The organism is Acidiferrobacter thiooxydans (genome assembly GCF_003333315.1).
GTDB lineage: Bacteria > Pseudomonadota > Gammaproteobacteria > Acidiferrobacterales > Acidiferrobacteraceae > Acidiferrobacter > Acidiferrobacter thiooxydans.
In genome coordinates this window covers 767,941-791,909 of sequence record NZ_PSYR01000001.1, presented here as the reverse complement: position 1 = coordinate 791,909, position 23,969 = coordinate 767,941, and the positions used below count along the sequence as shown (strand labels likewise).

The following is a 23,969-nucleotide window of genomic DNA, read 5'->3' as shown; positions in this document are numbered from 1 at the left end:
GATGACAGACCCATTGCCACACACCCTCGCCAAGAGTTACGAGCCCGGCGAGATAGAAAAGGCCATCTACGCCCAATGGGAGGCGAGCGGCGTGTTCGCGCCTTCCGGACACGGGCCCGGGTATTGCATCGTCATCCCCCCGCCCAACGTGACTGGCAGCCTGCACATGGGCCATGCCTTCCAGGACACCATCATGGACGCGCTCACGCGCTACCACCGGATGCGCGGCGACGACACCCTCTGGCAGCCTGGCACCGACCATGCCGGCATCGCCACGCAGATGGTCGTCGAACGGCAGTTGGAGGCGACCGGCGAAAGCCGCGTGGCCTTGGGTCGCAAACGGTTCCTCGAGGCAGTCTGGGACTGGAAGGCGCGCTCCGGCGGACGTATCAGCGAACAGTTGCGGCGTATGGGGGCGTCGGTCGACTGGTCGCGCGAACGCTTCACACTCGACGAAGGACTGTCGCGCGCGGTGCGCGAGGTGTTCGTCCGACTGTACGATGAGGGACTCATCTATCGCGGGCAGCGGCTCGTGAACTGGGACCCGCAGCTCGAGACGGCGGTCTCGGATCTCGAGGTCACGGCCGAGGAGGAAGATGGTCATCTCTGGCACATCCGTTATCCGTTGCCCTCCGGGGGGCATCTGGTGGTCGCCACCACCCGCCCCGAGACCCTGCTCGGCGATGAGGCGGTGGCCGTGCATCCCGACGACCCGCGTTACCGGCAGCTCGTCGGGCAGACCGTAAGCCTCCCGCTGACCGCACGCGAAATTCCCATCATCGCCGATGACTACGTCGACCCGGCTTTTGGATCGGGCTGCGTGAAGATCACGCCGGCGCATGACTTCAATGACTACGAGGTCGGCCAACGCCATGGGTTGGCGCTCACCAATATCCTAGACAAGGCCGCGCATATCCAGTTGCCGGGCTCACCCTATCACGGGCTCGGCCGCGAGCAGGCAAGGCAGCGGATCGTGGCCGACCTCGAGGCCGCAGGGCTCCTGGAACGGGTGCAGCCCCATAAGCTCAAGGTCCCACGCGGCGAACGCAGCGGGGCGGTGATCGAGCCTTGGCTCACGGACCAATGGTACGTGCGCACCGCCGACCTCGCCCAGCCGGCGCTCGCGGCAGTGGAGGACGGCCGTATCCGCTTTGTGCCCGAGAACTGGGACAAGACCTATTACGAATGGATGCGCAACATCAAGGACTGGTGCATTTCGCGCCAGATCTGGTGGGGGCACCGCATCCCCGCCTGGTATGACGATGCCGGACGGATATACGTCGCGCGCAGCGAAGACGAGGCGCGCGCACGCTACGGGCTAGGCGCGGATGTCACGCTCACGCAGGATCCGGATGTCCTCGATACCTGGTTCTCCTCGGCCCTGTGGCCATTTTCGACGCTCGGCTGGCCGGACCGGACCGAGGCCCTGGCGCGCTTTTACCCCACCCGCGTGCTCGTAACCGGGTTTGACATCATCTTCTTTTGGGTGGCGCGCATGATCATGATGGGCCTCAAGTTCACGGGCGACGTCCCGTTTCGCGAGGTCTATGTCCACGGTCTAGTGCTGGATGCCAAGGGCCAGAAGATGTCGAAGTCGCGCGGCAACGTGATCGATCCGATCGATCTCATAGACGGCATAAGCCTCCCGGATCTCATCGCCAAACGCACGAGCGGGCTCATGCAGCCGGCCAAGGCCGAGGAGATCCGTCGGGCCACCGAACGCGAATATCCCGACGGCATACCACCCTACGGCACTGATGCCCTGCGCATGACCTTTGCGAGCCTCGCCACCCAGGGCCGGAACATCAACTTCGACCGCGCGCGCATCGACGGCTACCGCAGCTTCTGCAACAAGCTCTGGAACGCCGCGCGCTTCGTATTGCTGAATACCGAAAATGCGGACTGCGGCAATGAAGGGGATTATGTCCTCGACATCGGGGATCGCTGGATCATATCCCGCCTCCAAGAGACCGAGCGCGCGGTCGAGGAGGCGTTTGCCACCTACCGCTTCGATCTCGCCACGCAGGCCCTCTACGGCTTCATATGGGATGAATACTGCAGCTGGTATCTTGAGTGGTCGAAGACCGTCCTCGCCGACGCCGACGCGCCCGCGGCCCGCGGCACGCGCCGCACACTGGTGCGCGTACTGGAGACCGCCCTGCGGCTCCTGCATCCGTTCATGCCCTTCATCACCGAAACCCTGTGGAAACGGGTAGCGCCGCTATGCGGCCGCGGCGGGGCCACCATCATGCGCGCCCCCTACCCACGCTGCGACGAAAGCCGCATCGATGCACGCGCGACCGCCGATATGCAGGCACTCATGGGCATCATCAGTACCGTGCGCACCATCCGGGGCGAAATCAACATCGCGCCCAGCGCCCGTATCCCGGTAATCCTGGATGGCGCCCAGCACCTGATGGAACTCGTACGGACCCACGAGCGGACGATCATGACGCTCGCACGGATTTCGGAAATCACGCACCTCGCCGCCGATACCGTGACGCCGGAATCAGCAGTCGGATTGGCCGGGACGGTACGTGTCCTCATCCCTCTCGCAGGGCTGATCGACAAGGCCGCTGAACTGCGCCGCCTCGCCAAGGAGATCGAGAAGATCGAACGCGAGATCGGGCGCGCGCGCGCCAAGCTCGGGCGGCCCGACTTTGTCGAGCGCGCGCCGGCGGCGGTGGTCGACGAGGAACGTCGGCGGCTTGCAGACTTCGAAGAGCGCCTGCACAAGCTCTCCGAGCAGGAGACGCACATGGCGCGACTCTCTGGTTAACCTCATTCTCACGCAGCGATGGGGGCGGGGCACAGCACACGGGTATCGGCGGCGCATCAGGCAGGCTCAGGCTTGCGCCCGTGGCTTGCCGCCGGTAGACTGGCCGGCGTCTTGCGGGAGATGGCAGCCTACCTATAACCGCCCTCGCGGCTGATGATGCCTACGATTTCCGGGTATCGGAAATGTGGGTGCGCTTATCCATTCGCCACCCCCGATCGATCCTGCGCCCCCATGGGCCTGACCAAACCCCGCGTCTCGGCCGCCGAGGAGGACCGGTGACTTTTGTGTGGATCGCCTGCTTTGCTGTGCTTGGGGCATGGTTGCGTTATGGACAGAACCTCGTGGTCCAACGCCTCCTCGGGCGCGACTTCCCGTGGGCTACGCTCTCGATCAACGTCATGGGCTCGTTTCTCATAGGCCTCCTCTCCTACACGCTCGTCCACGGGGTACCAGTGAGTGCGGCGTTGCGCACCGGGGTGATCGTAGGCGGCATCGGCACCTACACGACCTTCTCCACCTTCTCGCTCGAGACCCTGCTGCTCGTGGAAGAGGGACAGGTGCTACGGGGTCTTGCGTATGTCGCGACGTCACTCGCCCTTGGGGTTGGTGGCGTGCTTCTCGGGGCGCTGAGCGCGCCTCGTCTGTGAGGGGGAGGGAGTCGCATGAAGGCGATTGAAATCGCGCGCATCTATATTCGCGAGGGCGACCACGCCGACGGCCTCGATGTCATGAAGCAGATCTTCGCCCTGCTCCAGGATCAGCACAAGATCCAAGGCGTGACGGTATTCCGCGGCGTCGCCGGGTTCGGGGTCCATGGCGAGATCCATGCCGCCGACCTTTTGCGTATGACCGCGCGCCTGCCGCTCGTCATCGAATTTTTCGACACCCCCGAGGCGGTCGCCGCGGCGCTCGCCGCGCTGCGCGGGCTCGTTCCCCCGAACACATTGTGAAGTGGCCCGCGCTATGCCTGTAAGGGGGCGACCAGCAGCGCCTATCCACTCCCTGGACCGAAGACTCCATAACACACGCCATGGGTGCCGCCCATGAAGACCCTGGCATTCATCGCGGTGTTTGCCATCTTCGGCGCCATCGCCCGCTATCTGCAGGCGCTGGTCGTAGCGCACGTCGTGGGCGGTCCCTTTCCGTGGGATATCCTGTCGATCAACCTGCTGGGCTCGTTTGCGATGGGCTTTCTGTTCTTCGAGACCCTGGAGCGTATCAGCATAAGTCCGGAGCTGCGTACCGGCCTGCTGACAGGTTTCCTCGGGGCCTATACCACCTTCTCGACCTACACCTTCGGGGCAGTGGGGCTCATCGAGCACGGGGCCTGGATCCTGGGGATGAGCTACCTCCTGGGGTCGGTGGTGCTGGGTCTCGCGGCCACGACCTTCGGCGCCTGGCTATCACGCAGCATCTCGGGCGGATAACATCACAGATCGCAGGCCAGCACCAGGGCGTCTTCCCGGCCGTGACGCGTCGGGTAATAGTTCTTGCGCAGACCGATCTCATTGAATCCAAGGCCGTAATAGAGCGCGTAGGCGGCCTTGTTGGAGCGCCGCACCTCGAGCAGGGCGATCTTGGCCTGCCCATGACGCGCAACATCCAACAGATGACTGAGCATCCGCCGCCCAAGCCCGCGTCGTTGATAGCGCGGGTGGACACAGATATTCAGCAGATGGCATTCGCCAGCGGCGACCGCCATGATCCCATGGCCCACGAGACGCCCCTCATCCTCGAGCACCCGGCAGCAGTAACCGACGCGCAGGCAATCGCGGAATATCCCCTCGGTCCAGGGAAACTCATAGGCCTGCCGTTCGACCTGCATGACAAACGGCAGGTCCTCGCGGGCCATCGCCCGAAGCCGGATCTGCGACGGCGTGTTACGCGCGGACTGGGCTGGTAGCCGCCAGCTACTCATCGGCCACGACCCCCCGGGCGCGTTTCAGGTCGGCCCAGGCGGCGACCTTGTCCGCCGGACGCCGCAAGAGGTAGGCCGGATGATAGGTCACCACCACCGGGATGCCCTCGTAGTCATGCACGGATCCCCGGAGCCTGCCGAGCGGCTGGTCCGTGGCCAACAGGCTCTGGGCGGCAAATCGCCCCAGGGCCACCACGATCCGGGGCCGCACGGCGGCAATCTGTGCGCGTAAATAGGGCAGGCATGCCGCCACTTCGGATGGCTGCGGGTCGCGATTCCCCGGCGGCCGACACTTCAAGACGTTGGCGATAAAGACTTGCTCGCGGTCCAGGGCCAGGGCCCGCAGCATAGCATCGAGCAGCTGGCCCGCGCGCCCGACAAAGGGCGCGCCACGCCGATCCTCCTCGGCCCCCGGCGCCTCTCCCACGAAACACCATGTGGCCGTGCGCGGACCGGTCCCAAATACCGTCTGCGTGCGCCCGGCATGCAAGCCGCAGCGCACGCATGAGCGAACTTCATCCTCCAGGCGCCCCCATCCGTCCACCTCCGCGCAAGGCCCCTGGGCGTTCGCGACTGCGATCGGCTCTCGGCGTTGCCAGACGGTGATCCCCATGGCCTTGAGCCACGGGCGCGCGCTACGACTGTCCATGCCGGAAGTATAACCGGCCGCACGCCGATAGGCGGAGATTTTACCGGTGCAGGCGTGCCGGGACGATGGTATACCCTGTCACACCCTCAATGACCGGCCGCCGCCCCTTCAGGACCCCTGGATGCGGCCGGCATTGCCGTAGGCGCGGTCAGATAGTCAGCGAGGCTCGCGACTTGGCGGCCGCTCAAGGGATTGGCATAGCCTACGGCGCGCGTCCCGCGAACCCCGGCCAGGATCTCTACGATCAGATCCGCGGGCTTTTCGCGGTGTGCCAGCGTAAAGAGGTTGGGGATCGGGCTCCCAGGGCCCGCCGCGGCATGGCAGGTCGCGCACAGGTGGGTATAGAGAAATCGGCCCTCGCGCCAACGATACCCCTGAGGATGCAGCGGCAGGATGCCGCGCAGATCAACCGGGAACCGCCGCCGCAGCGCGCGCATCTCCGACCATACTGCAGGCATCGCCTTGCGCCTTAGGGCCTTACGGGCCACCCCGATACGGGCCTTGATCGGCCCGACATCACATCCGGCCCTGGCACAATAGGATCGCGCCTCGAAACCGAGCACCCCGAGATCGCTATGGATGCGCGCGAGAAGCCGTGCCGACGCCCGACCTCGGACCGCCTGGTGCGTCTCGTGGGCCAACAAGGCCACCTCCAACCGGAAACGCAGGCTGCGATCGGCATGCGCCAGGACCGGCGCGAGCACGGCGGCGAGCATGACCATTCGGAGGCGGCGCACAGGAGCGGCGGACGCACCCCGAGGCGAAGGTCGGTCCCCCATCTCACACGGTCACAACCACATCGCTCGCCAGGATGGCATCGAGCACGGCATCCCACTCGCCCTCGCTCAGGGCCGGGCGCAGGTCATGACGGGACAGACGATGCCTCGTCGGGGTCCGCTCCAAAGACGCCAGGGCCTCGTCCATGGCGCGTCGGTCCGGGAAAAGATCCGTCTCGAGAACCACGATGCGCATGGGACTTTCCTCCAGATGCTTCATAGCGAAATGACAGCCTCGGCGGTCGCAAGCGCCGTGGCGAGCGCGGCAGTATCGAGGTAGGGCAGGCCCTGATCGGGGACCGTGGTCTCCGGCTGCACATCGGCGAGTTCGAGACTTTCGGCCTGCACGGCGTTTTCCGGCGTGTCGGCGACCGGCCCCCCCATAAGGATCAGGCGCACCGTATGACCGAATATCGTCAGTCCGGCGGCCACGCGCATCGCCTCTGTGTGATCGTGTCGACCCAGGACCACCACTGTCTTTGCCGTGCCCATGACCTAGAGACTCACGATGCGCCGCGCGGCGGCAGTCATGGCGCTGTTGTCGGTCTGGCTCCCGAGCGGGATGGGGCATTGTCCCTGCCCAAAGCGCTCCCAGGAATATTCGCAGACCGCCGAACCCGGACCGGCATGCAGGGAGGCTACGATCTCCGGATCGGACGCGAGCTGCGCGGCGGGGCCGGTAAAGAAACAGCCGCATTCAATCTGGCGGCGCTCACAAGCGCGCAGGAAGCCGCGCAGCAGGGGCGCCGATTCAGTCCGCGACACCAGAAACAGGATATCCATTAGCGCCTCCTCGTCATGCGCCACGCCAGAACCATGATGGCGGCACCCGCCGACGCCACCGCCAAGGCCTTATCCGGGGTCGGCACCCCCGTCCGGCCGGGGCTTACGCGCACGTGCCGCCTATGCGTCCAACCCCGCCAGCCGCTCGCCAACACGCGCGCGCGCACCGCAAGCATGCGAAGTCGCGCAAAGTAGGCTATTGACCCATAGGGCCCGGCACCATAGGCCACCACCGGACGCCGGGTGGAGATCAGGCCCCGCACGGCCGCCTGATCGCGCCCTACATCGGCCATCGGCAGGGATCGTGCCCCAGGAATGTGGCCAGGCCTGCGGTAGCGCCCGCGCGCCCGCCCATCGACCAGAAGATATCCACGCCCGCCGGCCCGCAGGCGCGCCGCCAATTCCTGGCGCAATACCACGAGCCGCGTGCGCGGCCAGGCGCTATAAATGGCCTCACGGAATACACCACGGGTCGTGCCCGCGCCGCGTGCCCCGGGATGACGCGCAAGCCACGCCGTCACCGGATCCGCCACCACCTCCACCCGCCTTTGGCCGGCGACATACAACATGCCGGCCACGAAATCCTCAGACCTCATCCGGTCGCCAACCACGATCGCCGTCTCGGCCCCGGTCAGCCTCAGTGCCCCCAGGAGCCAGCGGACATTGCGCCAACTCGCCAGTCGGCCGCGCGAGGTGAGAAGCATGCGCGGATTCAGGCAGAGACCGCCCGCCACCGACCCGCGCGTGCATACCGCGCGGCGACGCGTATCGATGACCACACTACGCGCCGGCAAGGGCCAAGGCAGGTGTGTGCGCGCCACGAACGCCCTGGGCGCGGCCCCATGGCCCGCGGCGAGCACCGGAAGCGGCGCGGCATGCACTGTCAGCAGCCCCCGATCTTCGGCAGGCGCGGCACGAACGCCGCGCCCCGCGCCGGCGGTGGGTTCTGGAGGTAGTAATTCACGAGCTCACGGACCGTCACGGTACCGTACAGGCCGCCCATGGGAATGGGCGCGAAACGGCCCACCGTCTGTGGGGTCTCCGAACGCTTGATCGTCTCGGGCGACACCGAGGCTGCGCGCATCAGAAACGACATGCCGACCACCACCAGGGCGATGCACGAACCGCAATAGAGAAGGATCTGGCTGGTCGTCATCTCTCCGCCACCCGTAGCGGCCGCCCGCGCCTGCTGTATCGGCGGCGCACAGCCCGCATCTGGCAGGGTCACTCCATGAAGCACTTCTTTTACTGTCATAAGACCTCCCCACCCCTAGAATACGTCGGTCGTCAGGGCCACATAGAGCACGTACATCATGACGATGAACATGACGATTTGCGCAATCGTTGGCACGTTCAGTTCCATAAGTCCTCCTAGTGTCCGGTGGTCTTCGCGACCGCGGACTTTTCTACGGCGTAGACGCCGGCGGCAACGTTGCCCTTATAGTACTGGGCGAGCCGATTCACGTTCAGCGGCTTGCCGTTGACGGGGTTTATGACAGGCGGCGTGAAATACGCGACGCCATCGCGCGTACGGTGCAGATAGGCCGGGGGCATGGCCAGGATGTACACGAAGGTGCCGATGGTCATGACACCGACCAGCACCGCCAGCGTCAGCATCTGCCTTTGACCAACAGGAAGCATGGCATACCCTCCCTAGTTCTTGCGCACGAAGACGCGCCAATAACGATCGGCCTTGAGGGTCGCGAGATGCGTGCCGTTGACCGCCGCCATAACCGTCGGCAAGGCCTCCATGGACGTCGGATTATCCACCTTGACCTCTATCACCGCCCCCGATACGGCCTCGTTCAAGGCCTTTTTGGTCATGAGCTGCGGACGTGGGCAGGAATCCCCCAGGACGTCGACCACACGGCTTATCGTATAGGTGTTCCCGTCCTCCAAGGTCACCTGCGCGGCAGGCGCCGTCGAAACGGCTGCGGTTGGAGCGGCTTTACGGTTGAATAGACCCATGACATCAATCTCCTAAGGTAGGTAGAGCGGCCGATGTGTCGCCGGCATCGTCGGCGGTCTTGGCGAGTACCGGCGATGCCGGCGCCACGGGCGCCGCCACCCTCGGCTCGGCCTTACCATCCGCCACGAGGGTCGCGCGCTCGCGCTTCAGGATGCGTCGATACAAGGCATAGAGCGCGGCGGTCTGAATGAGACCGAAAAAGATCGCCGGAATCCCGGTATCGCGCTGCAAGGTCAGGGCATCTGCCCAGCCGAACTGCAGGCCGGCGGCGTTCGCGTGCCCGGTCATCGTCTGTCCGGCAGGCGGCCAGTAGGAGAACGACCACATGAGCGAGGACAGAAACAGGCCGACGATGAGAAACAGCAGGGCCCACAGGGCGCCGATATTGCCCTCGCCGGTCTTGACCCACGACGACACCGTGCACGCCCCGGCGAAGACCATACCGATGCCAAACAGAAACAGTCCGACGAACTGGTTGATCCCGACATCGAAGCGCATGGGATTGCCGTTGCCGAAACTGATCATGGCCGTAAAGCCCACGGTGAGGATCATCATCGCCACCAGCAAGGCCTTGGTATTGCGGTAGCTCTTGAAGAGCATGGCGTCGCGCAAAGCCGCGGTATTGCACCAGCGCGACCTTTGCACGAGCACCCCGACGGTGCTCCCAAAAACGAAAGCCGCCAGGCATTGACCGTCTACGGTAATCATGATTCAGGCCTCCAGGATCTTCTTGTACACCCAGGTCCCGACCCACGCGCCGATCACAAGGCCGCTCACCGCCAAGTAACCGCCGAGATTCATCTCCGGCGTGAGACCGAGAAAGGTGCTGACATTACAGACAAAGGACAGGCGAATACCGATGCCCATGAGCAGGCCACCGATGGTGATCATCACCCACTCCGACAGATGTTTCGGGACCCGCCAATAGAACTCCTTGCTCAGGATCGCGCTCACGAGCGCCCCGAACCCCATGCCGAGACTGATGTAGATCTTCCAATAGGCCCACGTCGGCTTGAATACCATGCGCCAGAATGGGATGCGGTTCATCTCCTTGGTACCGACCAGGGCCTTCACGAACAAGCCGGCGATCATCGTCTCGCCGCCGCCCACGGTCCACGCGCCGACGATTTGAAACAGAAAGATGTCGAATACCGCAATGATCGCCAGCGCGACTATGGGATCCAAAGATTTCTTGAAAAACTCCACGGTATCACCCCCCTTTGTACGTGTGGCCCTGTCATGGCCTACCGGCCGCCATGCGGCCGGGCACCATGGCATCTCAAACCCATTCCGACGATCGTCCATCGGGATGCCGGAGACCCTTATGGCCCGGTCACCGCGACCCCCCGACCCCTCCATCAGCAAAACCCGCGCCAGCGGGTAAACCCGGGGATTTCCTCGATATTCCGGGTAATGGCGGATCCCGGTGTCACCATCTTGGGAGAACGCGTCACCAGGATGGTGACGCGCGCGCCTGGCGGGCCCTGGGCCTGGCAATGACTGCGTCCATCATCGATAGATCGGCGTCCCAGCCCTGCCAGACCATGGATGGGCCGGGTGAGCACGGCCATCGCCATCGTTGCGCATGGTACGTCCTGACCTGCCGCGGCCGCGGCGATGACCGATGTCAGCGGCGACGGGCTCGAAACAGTCACCATGGGAGACCGCGGATTCGCGGAGATGGGCCAGGGCGCACGTCCCGCGGGGTGCGGGCGACCGCTCGGGTCCCTCGGGGGCCCTCGTGTCAATGGCGCGAGGGGGCAATGGCGCCGGCCGTGAGGCCATCGGTGAGGGCCGGCACGCCCGCGGTGTCGGGTTGCGATCGTATTGGGAGGGGGCGCTGTGTACCCCAGGCGATGCCCCCGCGCGGTGTGATGCCCGCCGCCGGGCAGGCCGCCCACCGCCGGGCAGGCCGCCTGGGTGCGCTCGCTGGCGCAAAAGGGGCTATCGGGGCGCGTTCGGGACAAGATGTGTCACCGGCGGTGGCGCGCGCCTGTTCGCGCCCCCCCTATCCCCCGAAACGGGCTGACTCCCGTGACGGTCCTGCCTGGGGCGTGGGTCCATCCGGCCACAGCGGCGGCCTCAAAGGGCTTCCAGTGGCCCCAGGGCCGTGACAACGGTCTGATGGGAAGGGGTTGGCAAGACACCCGGGGCTATGGAGGCCTCGGGTGCATGTGGGCTTTTGATAGCAGGCCCGGTCCGCCTTAGCCGGTGCTCCAGCCGCGCGGCCGACGCATGCCAGCGACCTTGCAAACCTGCTTCACATAGCCGTAGGGAAACAACTCGAAGAGGCGCGCGCGGGCCTTGGCGCCCATGCCGTGATCGGCGAGATGACGGATCGCGAAACGGGCATCCGGGATCACCTGGTGCTCGTCGAAGAACGCCCGCACGAAGCGGATCACCTCCCAATGGTCGCCGTTCAGAACCAGGCCCTCGGAGCACGCCAGGGCCTCGGCCACGGACTCGTTCCAATCCCCAGGGTCGATGAGGTAACCCTCGTCGTCGGTAACGACACGCGCATCCCCCACCATGAGCTCCATACACCCCCCAGAATCGGTCTTCGTTGCGCCCCGAGATCCTCTCGACGGCGCGATGTTCCTATCGGCACGCCAATCGTCTACGCGGCACTTTTTCAGATCGGGCCGCCGACACGCCTTGACGCAGGTCAAGAGACCGGCGCCCTTGCCACCCACCCTCTTCTGGCGCAAGATTCCGGCGTGCGCACGCTCGCCTTGGCGCATGACCCATCGAGACCGTTGCATGTCATCGCCCTGGTTCGTCTACATCCTGGAATGCGCCAACGACTACCTCTACACCGGGATCACCACGGACGTCGCCCGTCGGTTCCGTGAACACGTCGCCGGCCGCGGCGCGGCCTTTACGCGCATGAACAAACCGCGCCGCATATTGGCCTTCACGACCTGCCTGGACCGCTCACAGGCCAGTCGCCTCGAGGCGCACATAAAACGGTTGCCGGCCGCGGATAAAAGACGCCTCTGCCGCCTTTGGGTTCTCGCGCAGGAATCGCACGTTCCCTAAGGGGAAACACTCCTCGTAATAGCCACGGGAGCGGCGTGATAGACCCTGCCATTAATACCGGTGTTTCGGATAGTCTCATTATCCCACCTGACTAGTTTTGCAGGTTGACTCCCTATTTCCTGCCCACGATAGTGGGCGCGCGGCCTTAGCGCCTGTCCCATGAAGGGGCATAGGAAGACATGCGGTACCGACACCATGATGGTGCGACTCCTCCCGTGCCCGGATATCGTCATGCTCGCACAATCGGGGGAGAATATGTGGAATACCATCCAATACCTGCAGGCCGCGGACGCTTCGGATATCGTACCGCAAAACGTGCTGGCCGCTTCCTATGAGCGATGCCGTATGTTCGACGTGCGCGAGAACAAACGGCGCATAGACGATACCCTTGGAGAGGGAGAGACCCGCAATTTTCTCCAGCAGAATGGCAAGCTTGTCACCTATGGGCGTCTGGTCATTATGGAATACATGGGTGACATCAAGGAGGCCAGCGATCTTTTTATTTTCACCAGCGGTCAAGGCCGCATATTGGGGTTATGGTCGCGCCCGGAGATCGTATCCGCGGCTGCCCTTATAGGCCTGCGGGCAGGGGCATCACTGGCCGAAGATAGTGCCGGGACCAATGCCGTGGCGCTCGCTCTGGCGGCGCAAGGTCCCGTCATCTTGAAGGGCGAGGAGCACCTCTGTCGCATATTCCATGACTGGACGTGTGTGGCGGCCCCGGTCATAAGCGCCGATGGGACGCTCATCGGATGCCTCGATATCTCAGCGCCCGAAGGTCCGATCCATGAAAAGTTGGCCTTGGCGCGATCGATTGCCCGGGAGATCGGGCGCCTCGTGGGCAACAAGATATCGTTTGGCGGGATTACGATCCGTCAACGCGAAGTGCTTGCACTGTTTGCCCATGGGATGAGCTATAAAGGAATCGGCAGCGTACTTGGGATATCGATCAAGACCGTAGAGGAACATCTCGATGCGGTGCGTATCAAGATGGGCATGAAAAACCGGCGCGCCTGTATCAAAAAGGCCATCGAGCTGGGAATCTTGTAGGGACGGAAAGGAATGCGGAGCAGGTCCCTGGATGACATCAGGCCCAAATCCGTGTGAATGCGCGCGCATGGATATGCTGGACCTTGTCGGAGGTGCGCTCCAGAACGCCTGTGACGAGCACCAGGGCGGATCGCAGGACCAGTGCGCGGAATGCCTGCGCCACCTCCGGGGACACGATGACATTCGCGGTACCGGTCTCGTCTTCCAAAAGCAGGAACATAAGGCCTTTGGCGGATCCCGGCCTTTGGCGGCTCGTCACGAGACCGGCAATGGTTACGACGGTAGCGGATCTTATACCCCCCAGGGTCGCGATCGGCAGGACATGGGATGCGAGGCGCTTGCGCATAAGCCCCACCGGGTGACCGCGTAAAGAGAAGCCCAGCGCTTGATAATCGGCGGCCACATCGTCGGCGTGGGTGCCCGGACGCCGCCACACCCGCGCCTCCTCGGGGTCCGCAAAGAGCGGCAAGGGCGCCTGGATCGCGAGACTTTCCCACAAGGCCTGCGGTCGTGAGCCACACACATCATCCAACGCCCCGCCCTGCGCCAACCGCCCGCCATCGGTCCGCGACAGGGATGCGCCTTGCGCCATGGACTGCCATGAGGAGCGCCCCCGCAAGGGTAATTGCGCAAGCCGCGCGGCCCCCTTGCGGCTCAGCCCGCGCACGAGGTCGAGGCCAAGGCGCACGGCCCGTCCGCTTGGGCGCATCTCCAAAACAGTGGCTACCTGGCTTGAGCGGGCATCCGGCGCCAATACCCGCACCCCGTGACGCCGGGCATCGGCTATGATCTGCGATGGCGCATAGAAACCGAGCGGCTGGCTGTTCAATAAGGCACATAAATAGACATCGGGGACATGGCATTTGAGCCAGGCGCTGGCGTAAGCCAATAACGCAAAGCTTGCGGCATGGGATTCCGGGAAACCATAGGCCCCGAAACCGTGGATCTGGCGATAGATGTCCTGGGCATAGTCCTTGCCATAACCGCGCGCGCCCATCCCTTTCAGAAACCGTTCCTTGAAGGCCCGAAGGTCTCCGTCCCTCTTCCAGGCCCCCATGGCGCGCCTCAGCTCGTCGGCTTCGCCTGGCGAGAAACCTGCGGCCACGACCGCGAGCTTGATCACCTGTTCCTGAAAGAGCGGTATCCCGAGCGTCCGGCCGAGGACCGCCTCGATCTCACAGCTGGGATAGGACACCGCCTCGCGTCCCTGGCGCCGGCGCAGATAGGGGTGGACCATATTCCCCTGGATCGGCCCGGGGCGCACGATCGCGATCTGCACGACGAGATCGTAGAAGGTGCGCGGCCTAAGACGCGGCAGGAGTGCCATCTGGGCGCGCGATTCGATCTGAAAAACGCCCACCGTATCGGCCGCCGACACCATCTCGTAGACGGCGGGGTCTTCGGCCGGTATGTCCTCGAGCGTGCCAGGACCAAGCCCGTGCTCACGCATGAGCGCGAAGGCCCTTTGCAGCGCCGTCAACATGCCAAGCCCCAGGCAATCGACCTTCATGATGCGCAGTGTGTCCAGGTCGTCCTTGTCCCACTGCAGCACCGTCCGGCCGGGCATCGCCGCCTTCTCTATCGGGATGAGCCGTGTCAGGGCCTCCTGCGACAACACCATGCCCCCGACATGCTGCGAGAGATGGCGGGGGCGACCGACCAGCTCGCGCACCAAGGCGATAAGCGGGCGAAACGGCGATCTGCGCACGTCATAACCGTGTTCGACCAACCGCTCCTCCAGGACATCGACCCCCTCCCACCAACCAAGCAATCCCGCCAGGCGATCCACGAGCGCGGCCTCGCAACCCAGGGCCTTGGCGACGTCGCGTAACGCACTGCGTGTTCGGTACGTGATGACGCTCGCTGTCATGGCCGCGCGCTCGCGACCATAACGCTCATACAAGTATTGAATGACCTCCTCGCGTCGCTCGTGCTCGAAATCGATATCGATATCCGGGGGCTCGCGGCGTTCGCGTGAAATGAACCGCTCGAACAAGACCTCGAGACGCGCGGGATCCACCGCAGTGATGCCCAAGGCATAGCAGACCACGGAATTAGCCGCAGACCCTCGCCCCTGACAGAGGATGCCGCGATCTTTGGCAAACCGCACGAGGTCGTGGACGGTCAAAAAGTAATCCGCATAGGCAAGTTCCCCTATGAGAGAGAGTTCGTGGCGTACCAAAGACCGCACGGAATCCGGCACGCCTTGCGGATAGCGCGCTGCAAGACCCGCGCGCGTCAATCGCATCAATTGCCCTAGGGAATGGCGTGGGCTGCGACCCTGACGCGGATAGCGATACTGGAGGTCCTCCAGGGAAAAACGGCAGGCCTCAGCCACGACCTGCGTCTCCTTAAGCCACGCCTCCGGATAGAGGGCACATAACGTCGGGATATCCCGCAGATGCCGTTCGCCGTTCGGGAACAGGGCCCACCCTGCCTCCGCCACGGTCGTCTTCAAGCGCACGGCGGTCATGGTGTCTTGCAGGGCGCGGCGCCCGCGCTTATGCATGTGCACATCGCCACAGGCCACGACCGGTCTCCCCAGGCGCGCGGACAGGGCCTGCAGGCGCCCTTTGTAGCCATCGTCGGTCCCCGTCTTATGCAATTCCCCGGCAATCCAGAACCGCGCGGACAGGGCCCGCGCAAGCGCCCCCGCAAGCGGATCATGGTCTCCACCGGCATCGGGGCACCAGAGCACGAGACAATCTGCGAGCGCGCCGAGATCGGCGATGCCAAGATCGTAATCACCCTTGTCTACCTGCCGACCGCGCGTGATGAGCTCGGAAAGCTCCGCATATCCGCGCGCGCTACTCACCAGGACCACACACTTCAACCCTTCCCGGACCGTGATCTCGGATCCCACGATCAGGGGCAACCCCCGATCCCTGGCGGCCCTATGGGCATGCACGATGCCCGACAGGGAGCACTCATCCGTTATGGCAAGCCCCCGATAGGACAAGGCGCAGGCCCGTTCCACGAGCTCCTGCGGGGCGGAGGCACCACGCAGAAAGCTGAAATGGCTCAGGCAATGCAGCTCGCTGTAGGCGATCATGCGAAATAACCGTGCAGAAACCACTCGCCGCGCGCGATGCGAAATACCCAGAGGGACTCATGTCTGGTATTGGTGGCCACGAAGTAGTCGCGCACCACGGGCTCGTCCCACCACCCCGTTTCCACCCGCTCAGGTCCACGCGTAAGCCTCAAGGGACCATGAAACATCGGCGCCCCTCGAACAACGTCCAGTCGCTTGGGGGGATCTATGAGCCATACCGGACGATCGGCCAGGGCGCGAATCCGCCCTTGCGGGGTGCGTTGAGGCCAAGGGATCTCCCGGCTGGCACGCTCCGGGCGGTGATCCGGGTGGACAGACAGCACGCGCACCGCATCACGGCCAAGCCGCGCCTGCAGCCTGTCCAAGAACCCCCGAAAGTCCTGTTCGCGCCATTGCCCATCACGCCACAAGGGCAGACTGCCTTCTGTCGAGTCTTCCAGGGGGGCCGATACCGCCACGGCGGTTATGGCCGACCCGGGCCGGAAGTCCCGCAACCGTTCCCGCACAAGGCACATAAGGATCCGGCCATCCCGCTCCGGGCGCGTCAGCGTAAACACCTCCGACCGCAGACTCCCGTCCTCACAGCTCATCTCGACCGTAAAACCCGCCACGCGCGCCTCTCGGGAACGCAACACCATGACCCACTCGCGCACGATCCGGGCGAGCGCGAACGCCAGGGCCTCATCCGTCTCCACCGGATGAGGAAAGGCGAGCCTACGCCTGAACCACGGCGTCGGCGCCCAAAAATCCTCGATCTCCGGACGCTCCCCCATGAGCCCCTCGAGGAGATGGACGGTCTCCTGACCGAAGCGACGGGCGAGACCCGGGCGCGGCAGATCGAGGAGATCGCCCATCCGCGTAAGCCCAAGGGCCTGGCAGGCGGCACGCACCTCACCCGCCCAGGGGAGCCCCGTCAGGGGCAAGGAGCGCATCGCAAGACGCCAAGGGTCCTTCGATGTCCATACGCAGCGCATCGCCGAGCGCGCGCAGTGCCATGCCAGGGCGGCGGTCGGCGCCATGGCGATCTCGAACACATACCCCGCATCCTCCAGGCCGCGCGTCACATGGGCCACGACCCGATGCGGGTCGCCTAGCGGGCTTGCCTGATCCGTAAACCGCATCAATACCCCATCGGCGCGCAGGACCACGCACGGGCTGAAGCCGTAGGCAAAGGCCGCGAGGCCCTCCAGAAGACTGCTTTCGGCAGCCCGGTCACGGGCTCCGAGCGATAGGGACGGACATAAGGCGCAGGCCTGCACCACGGACAGACCGGGTGTCAGGCCCTGGGTGCGGGCCTGCGCATCGCAGTCGACCAGGACCTTGTCCTCAACCACCGCGAACGGCGCCGGACGTGCCGCGAATACCTCCAGGGGCAACGCCGTCAGGACCACGGCCAACCAGAGCATGGAACGGTCCCGAAACTAGAGCGCAACGACAAGCGGCGCCACCGGACGCCCGGCCTTGCGAGCGAGCGTGATGCGCACGCCTTCTGGCGCGGACTCCAGGATAAGACGCAGGCGCGACGGCTGGGGCGCGAGGCCCCAGGGCAGGAAACAAAAGCCCCAATGCCCCCCTTGAGCGGCGTGCCGCTGCAGGGCACGGAACTCTTGCTCACGGATATCGCCAAACCAACTCACCACAGCCCCGACGGTGGGGCTCAAAAGCCCTTGGCTGACTGCCCACAAGGCCTCTTTGTGGGTCCTCGGACGCACGACGATCAGGTGATCCAGCGCGATATCGTGGGCGACGAGCGCGGGGGCGTAGGGTCCGTAGGGGGGCGCCACCCATATCAGTCGACCTGTGCGACTCAAGGCCGCCAGCACCGGCAGCAGCAGGCGCATCTCACCGATACCCGTCCGGCCGGCACGCAACTCCGTCAATACGCCGACCGGCCAACCTCCTCCCAGGCCCTGGTCAAGCGCCGGGAAACCCGTGGACATGACAGCAGCCGGGGCGGGCACCACCCCTCGGTACACCCTAGCCCCCCAGGCCTCCACCCCGGCCATCATGGCACGCCCGCCAGGCCCTGGCGCAACACCCCCACCCCGATCCCCTCTATGACCCAATCCTCGCGGTCCCGTAGCACGATCGGCTGAAAGGCCGGATTCTCCGGCAGCAACACGACCTGCCCGGCACGGCGCCGCAAGCGCTTGACCGTCACCTCGTCTTCCAACCGCGCCACAACGATCTGCCCATCGTGGGCGGTCGGGGTCTTGTGGACCGCCAGGAGGTCCCCATCCCGAATCCCGGCATCGCGCATACTCTCGCCGACTACCGTCAGGAAATAGTCCGCGCGCGGCCGGAACAGGGCCGGATCGACCTGATGATGGGCAGTGACATGGGCATGTGCAAGCAGGGGCTGGCCGGCCGCCACGCGCCCGATCACGGGGATGCCTTCCTCGCGTCGATCCGGCACACGGATACCGCGCGCACTCCCGGGGGTCAAGACGATCACACCCTTGCGCGCCAACGCCCGTACATGCTCCTCGGCGGCATTGACGGACCGGAAACCCAGGGCGGCGGCGATCTCGGCGCGCGTGGGCGGTCGGCCGGTGGCCTCGATCTGCCCCCGGATCCAATCCAGAACCTGCTGTTGGCGCCCTGTAAGAATCGACATACTGGTAATATATACAGTACTAAGGCGAAAAAAAAGAGGGCGGCCTCCTTGCCACTCCCCTCGCTACAGAAAGCCCATCACTCGGCATCCCTACCAAGAACATCCCTGCGCCCCATGGCCTCCTTGCCCTGCGCTTCCTGCTCTCTCGACATCCTGTCGAAAATCCCTTTTCACGATCCGCCATCCCAGGCGAAGCCAGGGTAAGCCTAACGAAGCCCCTGCCCTATCCGCCGAAAGTCGGAGACGGCAAGGCCCCGGGTACCCGCAGGGGATTCATGGAACACTTCCTACCGCCGCGGCCGGTCCCCCTGGCCAATTCTTTGAGTCCGGCATGCCCCATAGGTTCCGACACGATTCCGGGTATCGCCGCACACCCGGGAATCATGCCCCCGCCTCGATCCTGCGCGCCCGGCCTTTCGGGCTTGTATGGGCCTGCGCCCTTTGCCATAGTGGCCCGAACCCGGGGGTATGGCATGCGCTACATCGACTACGAACCTGGCGGCAACGCCGATACCCTGCGACTCGCCGAGGGCCCGGCCCCGATCCCGCAGGCCGGTGAGATCCTCATCGAAGTCGCGTACGCTGGTATCAACCGCCCGGACATTCTGCAGCGGTTAGGACGCTATCTGCCGCCATCAGGCGCCTCCCCGATCCTTGGTCTCGAGGTCTCCGGGCATGTCGTTCGGGTAGGGGCCGACGTACGCGAATGGCAGGTCGGTGACGCCGTGACGGCCCTCGTGCCCGGCGGCGGCTACGCCGAATACTGCACCACACCCGCCGATCAGGCCTTACGCATCCCCGCCCACATGGATCTGGCATCCGCCGCCGGCCTCCCCGAGAACTGGTTTACGGTGTGGGCCAACGCCGCCGACATGGGCGCACTGAAAGAGGGTGAGCGCCTGCTCGTGCATGGCGGCACGAGCGGTATCGGACTCACCGCCATCCACCTCGCCCGCTTTCTCGGCGCGACATGCTGGGCGACGGTCGGCAACGACGACAAGGCCGCCTTCTGTCGCGCATCCGGCGCCCATCACGTCATCAATTACCGCACGACCGATTTCGCAGAGGCCGTGATGGCGACCACCAACCACCAGGGCATAGATGTGATCCTCGATGTCGTGGGCGCCCCCTATCTGGAACGTCATCTCGACATTCTGAGGCGTGACGGCCGGCTCGTTTTTATCGCACTGTCCGGCGGCAGCCGGGGCGAGATCAACCTCACCCCGATCCTGACCAAGCGCCTGCGGCTCACCGGCTCTACAATGCGCCCGCGCACGGTCGGCGAAAAGCGCGCCATACGCAACGCCCTCGCCACCCGCATCTGGCCCGAACTCGATCATGGCCGGCTGCTTCCGCACATCGGCGCGCGGTTTCCGCTGGCCGAGGCCGCGCGCGCCCACGCCCTCATGGAAAGCGGCGACCATCGCGGCAAGATCGTGCTTGCCGTAAGGCCCTAAACCGCACCGGCCCCGCCCGGCCGGGGCCCACGAATAGCGCGTATCGGCAGAGGCGCTCGCGCCCCTTACTCAGGGGGTCGCCTGAACAAAATCCACCACGGTCTCACCGGTCTCGACGCAGCACACACACCTTGTTCCTAAAGCCGCCTCCGGTCCTTGCCGGGCCCATCATGCCCGCGCGACCAAAGAGCCCAGGCTACATCCCTCTGGGTAATTGGGGGTGGGTGCGGTTGTCAGGGACAAGGAGCTTATTCAGGGCGTTCAGATAGGCCTTGGCGGAGGCGAGCACGATGTCGGTGTCGGCACCGTGGCCGTTCACGATGCGCCCCTGGCGCTCGAGGCGCACGGTCACCTCGCCCTGGGCGTCGGTGCCGCTCGTGATGGCGTTCACGGCATAGAGCTGCAGGATGGCGCCGCTTGCCACCACACCCTCGATGGCACGAAACGCGGCATCGACCGGCCCCCCGCCCTCGGCACGGGCCTCATGCTCCTTGCCGTTCCAGACCAGCCGCACGTCGGCATGCGGTTTCGTACCGGTACCCGAGGCGGTCTCCAACGCCACGAGCTTCACCGACTCCACGGCCTCCAGGGCGTCCTCGCCCACGAGCGCCTGCAGATCCTCATCGAAGATCTCGTGCTTCTTGTCCGCGAGATCCTTGAAACGCTCGAAGGCCTGGTTCAGGGCGGCGTCGTCCTTCAAGGTCACGCCGATCTCGGCTAGGCGCGCGCGAAAGGCGTTGCGCCCCGAGTGCTTGCCGAGCACCATGCGGTTCGCGGTCCAACCCACGTCCTCGGCGCGCATGATCTCGTAGGTCTCGCGGTTCTTGATGACGCCATCCTGGTGAATGCCGGCCTCATGGGCGAAGGCATTGGCGCCGACGATCGCCTTGTTGGGCTGCACGGCAAAGCCGGTGACGGTCGATACCAGGCGGCTGGCAGCCACGATGTGCGGGGTCTCGATACGCGTATCGCACTTGAAGACGTCCTGGCGCGTGCGCACCGCCATGACGATCTCCTCCAGGGCGGCGTTGCCGGCACGTTCCCCGAGCCCGTTGATCGTGCATTCCACCTGACGGGCCCCGTGGTACACGGCGGCAAGCGAATTGGCGACCGCCAAACCGAGGTCGTTATGGCAATGCACCGAGAACACCGCCTGATCGGCGTTCGGAATACGGTTTCTCAGCATGGCGACAAGTTCCCCGAACTGTGCGGGGACGCTGTAGCCGACGGTGTCGGGGATGTTGACGGTGCTGGCACCGGCGGCGATCACCGCCTCCATGATCCGGCACAGGAAATCGGGATCCGAACGGCCGGCGTCCTCCGCCGAGAACTCCACGTCATCGGTGAACTGCCGGGCATGACGCACCGCCTTCACCGCGCCCTCGAGCACGGCCTCCGGACTCATGCGCAGCTTTTCACGCATATGAATCGGCGATGTCGCGATAAAGGTATGGATGCGCCCGGCACGCGCCGGCTTCAACGCCTCCGCGGCGCGATCGATGTCCTTCGTCAATGCCCGGGCGAGCGCGCATACGCGGCTCTCCGTAATGGTCTCGGCCACCGCCTTCACGGCCTTGAAGTCGTCGGGGCTCGCGATCGGGAACCCGGCCTCGATCACATCGACCCGCAGGCGCTCCAGGGCACGCGCGATACGTACCTTCTCCTCGCAGGTCATAGAGGCGCCGGGGCTCTGTTCCCCGTCGCGCAATGTGGTATCGAACACCAAGAGTTGATCGGTCATCGCGTTTACGCCACCCCCGAATCGGCGCTAGAAGGCGCCCAATGGCGCCATTTCTCCTGTGATCGCCGGGACTCTAGCCAAAAACCCTCGCAAAGTCTATCGAGAACCTGGGCCTGTGAGGCGCACCTTCGCGCCCGCACGCATCCCGTCGCGCCCGCGCCCCTCCATCGTCGACGGCCGATCTCATCTGCCATGGGGCGAGGGTTTCACGCGACGAAAGAGCAACACGAGCGGCAAGCAGGCGAAGAACAAGATCCCCATGAGCTCGAAGTCATCGATGTAGGCAAGCATCTCGGACTGGCGTAATACCGTTGCATAGAGATGCGCGAACCCGGCCATGGGCACGGTGTGGCCGATGGCGGTCTGGACCGCCGCAAGATAGCTATGCAGGTCGGGGTTATAAGGCGTGATGCGCGCCACGAGCTGGTTTTGGTGATACTGGGCACGGCGCGCGAGGATCGTGGCGGCAATCGACATACCGACGCTGCCGCCGATGTTACGCGACATATTGATGATGGCCGAGGCGTTGCTCGACTTGGATCCCGGCAGGGACGCGAATGCAAGCGTATTGATGGGGATGAACAAAAAGGCGAGGCCCGCGGCCTGGAGCGCACGTGTCCAAACGAGCGTCGTAAAGCCCGTATGGGTGTCGAAATGCGTCATGAGCAGGGTCGCGAAACCGCTGACGCAGAGCCCGCCTGCGATCAGGACGCGGCCATCGAAGCGCGACACGAGCTGTCCCACCACAGGCATAAGGGCCATGATGGCAAGCCCTCCCGGGGACAGCACAAGGCCGGCATCCATGGCCGTGTAGCCCAACAGCGACTGCATGAAAAGCGGCAGCAAGGCGGTACTACCGAGGAGCAGCGCACCGAGCATGAACATGAGGACATTGGCGGCGGCGAAGCCCCGATCACGAAGCAGTCGCAGATCCACGATCGGGTCCGCCTGGCGCCACTCGCGAACCACAAAGACCACAAGCGCCAGGATCACGGTGATGGTCATAGTCACGATGGGCAGGGAGCTGAACCAGCCATCCTGCTGACCACGGTCGAGCACCACCTGCATGAGGCCAAGACCCAGGGTGATGAGCGCAAAGCCCATGAAATCCACGTGCGGCGCGGACGCCTGCCGCACGCGACGCGCCTGCACAAAAGACTCCGGGTCGTGGACCAATGCCTGCACCAGAGGCAGGATCAGCAACCCGACCGGGACATTGATAAGAAAGATCCAGCGCCAGCCTATATGGTCCGTGATCCAACCGCCAACCGTGGGGCCGATGGCCGGCGCAAACACCACGGCCATACCATAGATCGCAAACGCCATACCGCGCTTGGCGGCGGGCGCGGCATCGGTGAGGATGGCCTGGGCATTGGGTTGCAGTCCCCCGCCGGCAATGCCTTGCAAGGCCCGGAACAGCACGAGCGCGGGAAAATTGGGACTAAGGCCGCATAACAGCGAGGTCAGCGAGAATGCGGCGATACAGCCCATGAAGTAGCGCTTGCGTCCCAGCGTGGTGGCCAACCAGCCGCTCAGAGGCAGAATGATGGCATTGGTCATGGTGTAGGCCGTAAGCACCCAGATGGCCCGGTTCTGAGAGATCGCCATGCTGCCCATGATGTGCAGCAAGGATACGTTGACGATCGTGAGGTCCAGCACCTCCATGAATGCCGCCACCGCGACCACCAAAGCGACTGCCCAGAAACTCGCCGCCGGTCGTCCGGGGTCTTTCATGGGCGGCACGGCCGCTTGCGCGCAAGGCGCGCACCCCCGCTGTCGGGGCGACGGCCACCCCCGCCCAATGGGCATACGCGATCTCGCCATCCCGCGATGGGCCTGCAGGGGGTCATGAAAAGCGGCCTGCCGGCCGCTGTACGATGTCCGTCCATACCATGGCCTCAAAGACCGCCCGACGGGCCTGATTGTCCGCGGCCTGACCACCACCGGGCCCAAGGCCGGACGGGCCCAGTATGGCAAAGATGGGGGTGCGCCTTCAAACAGGGGCCCGGGCCACACCTCTCGGGGCGCGCGCCGTCATGGGCGCCTACGACAACGCCCGCCCACGGCCGAAGGCGTCGTTAGCGATTCCCGGAAAACCCGGCGCCCATGCCCGCGCCAGGGTCTCATTGCGGATACGAT

Annotated in this window: 26 protein-coding genes and 1 riboswitch; of the genes, 7 read left to right on the top strand and 19 right to left on the bottom strand. The window is 64.9% G+C overall.

Features of this window, described 5'->3' with window-relative positions; genetic code table 11:
- Nucleotide 1: 1 nt before the first annotated feature.
- The 4 genes from C4900_RS03970 to C4900_RS03955 all read left to right on the top strand — a co-directional run bounded on the left by C4900_RS03970 (nucleotide 2) and on the right by C4900_RS03955 (nucleotide 4,206).
- Nucleotides 2-2,779 carry a valine--tRNA ligase gene (locus C4900_RS03970; RefSeq protein ID WP_065968722.1) on the top strand — a complete coding sequence of 926 codons (2,778 nt, stop codon included), beginning with the start codon at nucleotides 2-4 and terminating at the stop codon, nucleotides 2,777-2,779.
- Between the two features lie 107 nt (nucleotides 2,780-2,886).
- Nucleotides 2,887-2,949: riboswitch (Fluoride riboswitch) on the top strand.
- A 105-nt stretch (nucleotides 2,950-3,054) separates the two neighbouring features.
- Nucleotides 3,055-3,426 (top strand): fluoride efflux transporter FluC, encoded by a 372-nt coding sequence (locus C4900_RS03965; RefSeq protein WP_065968752.1) that lies wholly within the window; start codon nucleotides 3,055-3,057, stop codon nucleotides 3,424-3,426.
- A 15-nt stretch (nucleotides 3,427-3,441) separates the two neighbouring features.
- Nucleotides 3,442-3,729, top strand: coding sequence for a DUF190 domain-containing protein (locus tag C4900_RS03960; protein ID WP_211306749.1), 288 nt, complete (start codon nucleotides 3,442-3,444; stop codon nucleotides 3,727-3,729).
- A gap of 93 nt (nucleotides 3,730-3,822) precedes the next feature.
- Nucleotides 3,823-4,206, top strand: a complete 384-nt coding sequence (locus C4900_RS03955) for a fluoride efflux transporter FluC (protein ID WP_065968724.1) — start codon at nucleotides 3,823-3,825, stop codon at nucleotides 4,204-4,206.
- A gap of 2 nt (nucleotides 4,207-4,208) precedes the next feature.
- Here the strand turns inward: C4900_RS03955 and rimI are convergent, their stop codons facing one another.
- From rimI to C4900_RS03885, 13 genes are all read right to left on the bottom strand, one after another.
- Entirely contained in the window at nucleotides 4,209-4,697 is a 489-nt protein-coding gene (gene rimI, locus C4900_RS03950) for a ribosomal protein S18-alanine N-acetyltransferase (protein WP_065968725.1), read from the bottom strand.
- On the bottom strand, nucleotides 4,690-5,346 hold the full coding sequence (locus tag C4900_RS03945) for a uracil-DNA glycosylase (RefSeq protein WP_065968726.1): 657 nt from the start codon (nucleotides 5,344-5,346) through the stop codon (nucleotides 4,690-4,692). Before C4900_RS03945 ends, rimI begins: the two co-directional genes overlap by 8 nt.
- Nucleotides 5,347-5,432: 86 nt before the next feature.
- The gene (locus tag C4900_RS03940) at nucleotides 5,433-6,083 is read right to left on the bottom strand and encodes a c-type cytochrome (protein WP_065968727.1); all 651 of its coding nucleotides are present in this window, start codon (nucleotides 6,081-6,083) and stop codon (nucleotides 5,433-5,435) included.
- 43 nt (nucleotides 6,084-6,126) lie between these two features.
- On the bottom strand, nucleotides 6,127-6,318 hold the full coding sequence (locus C4900_RS03935) for a hypothetical protein (RefSeq protein ID WP_141689153.1): 192 nt from the start codon (nucleotides 6,316-6,318) through the stop codon (nucleotides 6,127-6,129).
- 20 nt (nucleotides 6,319-6,338) lie between these two features.
- A complete protein-coding gene (locus C4900_RS03930; protein ID WP_114282349.1) occupies nucleotides 6,339-6,614 on the bottom strand; it encodes a hypothetical protein in 276 nt (91 codons plus the stop codon).
- A 3-nt stretch (nucleotides 6,615-6,617) separates the two neighbouring features.
- Nucleotides 6,618-6,905 carry a hypothetical protein gene (locus C4900_RS03925; protein WP_065968730.1) on the bottom strand — a complete coding sequence of 96 codons (288 nt, stop codon included), beginning with the start codon at nucleotides 6,903-6,905 and terminating at the stop codon, nucleotides 6,618-6,620.
- Nucleotides 6,905-7,786 (bottom strand): rhodanese-like domain-containing protein, encoded by an 882-nt coding sequence (locus tag C4900_RS03920; protein WP_065968731.1) that lies wholly within the window; start codon nucleotides 7,784-7,786, stop codon nucleotides 6,905-6,907. Before C4900_RS03920 ends, C4900_RS03925 begins: the two co-directional genes overlap by 1 nt.
- Nucleotides 7,787-7,788: 2 nt before the next feature.
- Nucleotides 7,789-8,160 (bottom strand): hypothetical protein, encoded by a 372-nt coding sequence (locus C4900_RS03915; RefSeq protein ID WP_147267114.1) that lies wholly within the window; start codon nucleotides 8,158-8,160, stop codon nucleotides 7,789-7,791.
- A 116-nt stretch (nucleotides 8,161-8,276) separates the two neighbouring features.
- Entirely contained in the window at nucleotides 8,277-8,546 is a 270-nt protein-coding gene (locus C4900_RS03910) for a hypothetical protein (protein WP_141689155.1), read from the bottom strand.
- A gap of 12 nt (nucleotides 8,547-8,558) precedes the next feature.
- Nucleotides 8,559-8,873: a sulfurtransferase TusA family protein gene (locus tag C4900_RS03905; RefSeq protein ID WP_083995584.1), complete on the bottom strand. Its 315-nt coding sequence runs from the start codon at nucleotides 8,871-8,873 to the stop codon at nucleotides 8,559-8,561.
- Between the two features lie 4 nt (nucleotides 8,874-8,877).
- On the bottom strand, nucleotides 8,878-9,582 hold the full coding sequence (locus C4900_RS03900) for a YeeE/YedE thiosulfate transporter family protein (protein WP_065968734.1): 705 nt from the start codon (nucleotides 9,580-9,582) through the stop codon (nucleotides 8,878-8,880).
- Nucleotides 9,583-9,585: 3 nt separating this feature from the next.
- Nucleotides 9,586-10,080 carry a YeeE/YedE thiosulfate transporter family protein gene (locus tag C4900_RS03895; RefSeq protein ID WP_170132400.1) on the bottom strand — a complete coding sequence of 165 codons (495 nt, stop codon included), beginning with the start codon at nucleotides 10,078-10,080 and terminating at the stop codon, nucleotides 9,586-9,588.
- A 998-nt stretch (nucleotides 10,081-11,078) separates the two neighbouring features.
- Entirely contained in the window at nucleotides 11,079-11,414 is a 336-nt protein-coding gene (locus tag C4900_RS03885) for a TusE/DsrC/DsvC family sulfur relay protein (protein WP_065968754.1), read from the bottom strand.
- Between the two features lie 220 nt (nucleotides 11,415-11,634).
- Between C4900_RS03885 and C4900_RS03880 the strand changes: the two genes are divergently transcribed.
- Both C4900_RS03880 and C4900_RS16575 read left to right on the top strand, forming a co-directional pair.
- A complete protein-coding gene (locus C4900_RS03880; protein WP_065968737.1) occupies nucleotides 11,635-11,913 on the top strand; it encodes a GIY-YIG nuclease family protein in 279 nt (92 codons plus the stop codon).
- A 231-nt stretch (nucleotides 11,914-12,144) separates the two neighbouring features.
- A complete protein-coding gene (locus C4900_RS16575) occupies nucleotides 12,145-12,963 on the top strand; it encodes a LuxR family transcriptional regulator (protein WP_170132399.1) in 819 nt (272 codons plus the stop codon).
- Nucleotides 12,964-13,000: 37 nt separating this feature from the next.
- Here C4900_RS16575 and C4900_RS03870 read toward each other — a convergent pair whose 3' ends face one another.
- The 4 genes from C4900_RS03870 to lexA all read right to left on the bottom strand — a co-directional run bounded on the left by C4900_RS03870 (nucleotide 13,001) and on the right by lexA (nucleotide 18,632).
- Complete coding sequence (locus C4900_RS03870; RefSeq protein ID WP_114282346.1) at nucleotides 13,001-16,015, bottom strand: error-prone DNA polymerase; 3,015 nt, start codon at nucleotides 16,013-16,015, stop codon at nucleotides 13,001-13,003.
- Nucleotides 16,012-17,421, bottom strand: coding sequence for a Y-family DNA polymerase (locus C4900_RS03865; protein WP_114282345.1), 1,410 nt, complete (start codon nucleotides 17,419-17,421; stop codon nucleotides 16,012-16,014). Before C4900_RS03865 ends, C4900_RS03870 begins: the two co-directional genes overlap by 4 nt.
- Nucleotides 17,422-17,436: 15 nt before the next feature.
- On the bottom strand, nucleotides 17,437-17,955 hold the full coding sequence (locus C4900_RS03860) for an SOS cell division inhibitor SulA (RefSeq protein ID WP_141689157.1): 519 nt from the start codon (nucleotides 17,953-17,955) through the stop codon (nucleotides 17,437-17,439).
- Nucleotides 17,956-18,020: 65 nt separating this feature from the next.
- The gene (gene lexA / locus C4900_RS03855; RefSeq protein ID WP_065971912.1) at nucleotides 18,021-18,632 is read right to left on the bottom strand and encodes a transcriptional repressor LexA; all 612 of its coding nucleotides are present in this window, start codon (nucleotides 18,630-18,632) and stop codon (nucleotides 18,021-18,023) included.
- Between the two features lie 473 nt (nucleotides 18,633-19,105).
- Here lexA and C4900_RS03850 point away from each other — a divergent pair, with 473 nt between their 5' ends.
- Nucleotides 19,106-20,089 carry an NAD(P)H-quinone oxidoreductase gene (locus C4900_RS03850; RefSeq protein WP_114282343.1) on the top strand — a complete coding sequence of 328 codons (984 nt, stop codon included), beginning with the start codon at nucleotides 19,106-19,108 and terminating at the stop codon, nucleotides 20,087-20,089.
- A gap of 196 nt (nucleotides 20,090-20,285) precedes the next feature.
- Here the strand turns inward: C4900_RS03850 and C4900_RS03845 are convergent, their stop codons facing one another.
- Both C4900_RS03845 and C4900_RS03840 read right to left on the bottom strand, forming a co-directional pair.
- On the bottom strand, nucleotides 20,286-21,830 hold the full coding sequence (locus C4900_RS03845; RefSeq protein ID WP_114282342.1) for a 2-isopropylmalate synthase: 1,545 nt from the start codon (nucleotides 21,828-21,830) through the stop codon (nucleotides 20,286-20,288).
- A gap of 183 nt (nucleotides 21,831-22,013) precedes the next feature.
- Nucleotides 22,014-23,564, bottom strand: a complete 1,551-nt coding sequence (locus tag C4900_RS03840; RefSeq protein WP_114282341.1) for a DHA2 family efflux MFS transporter permease subunit — start codon at nucleotides 23,562-23,564, stop codon at nucleotides 22,014-22,016.
- Nucleotides 23,565-23,969 lie beyond the last annotated feature (405 nt).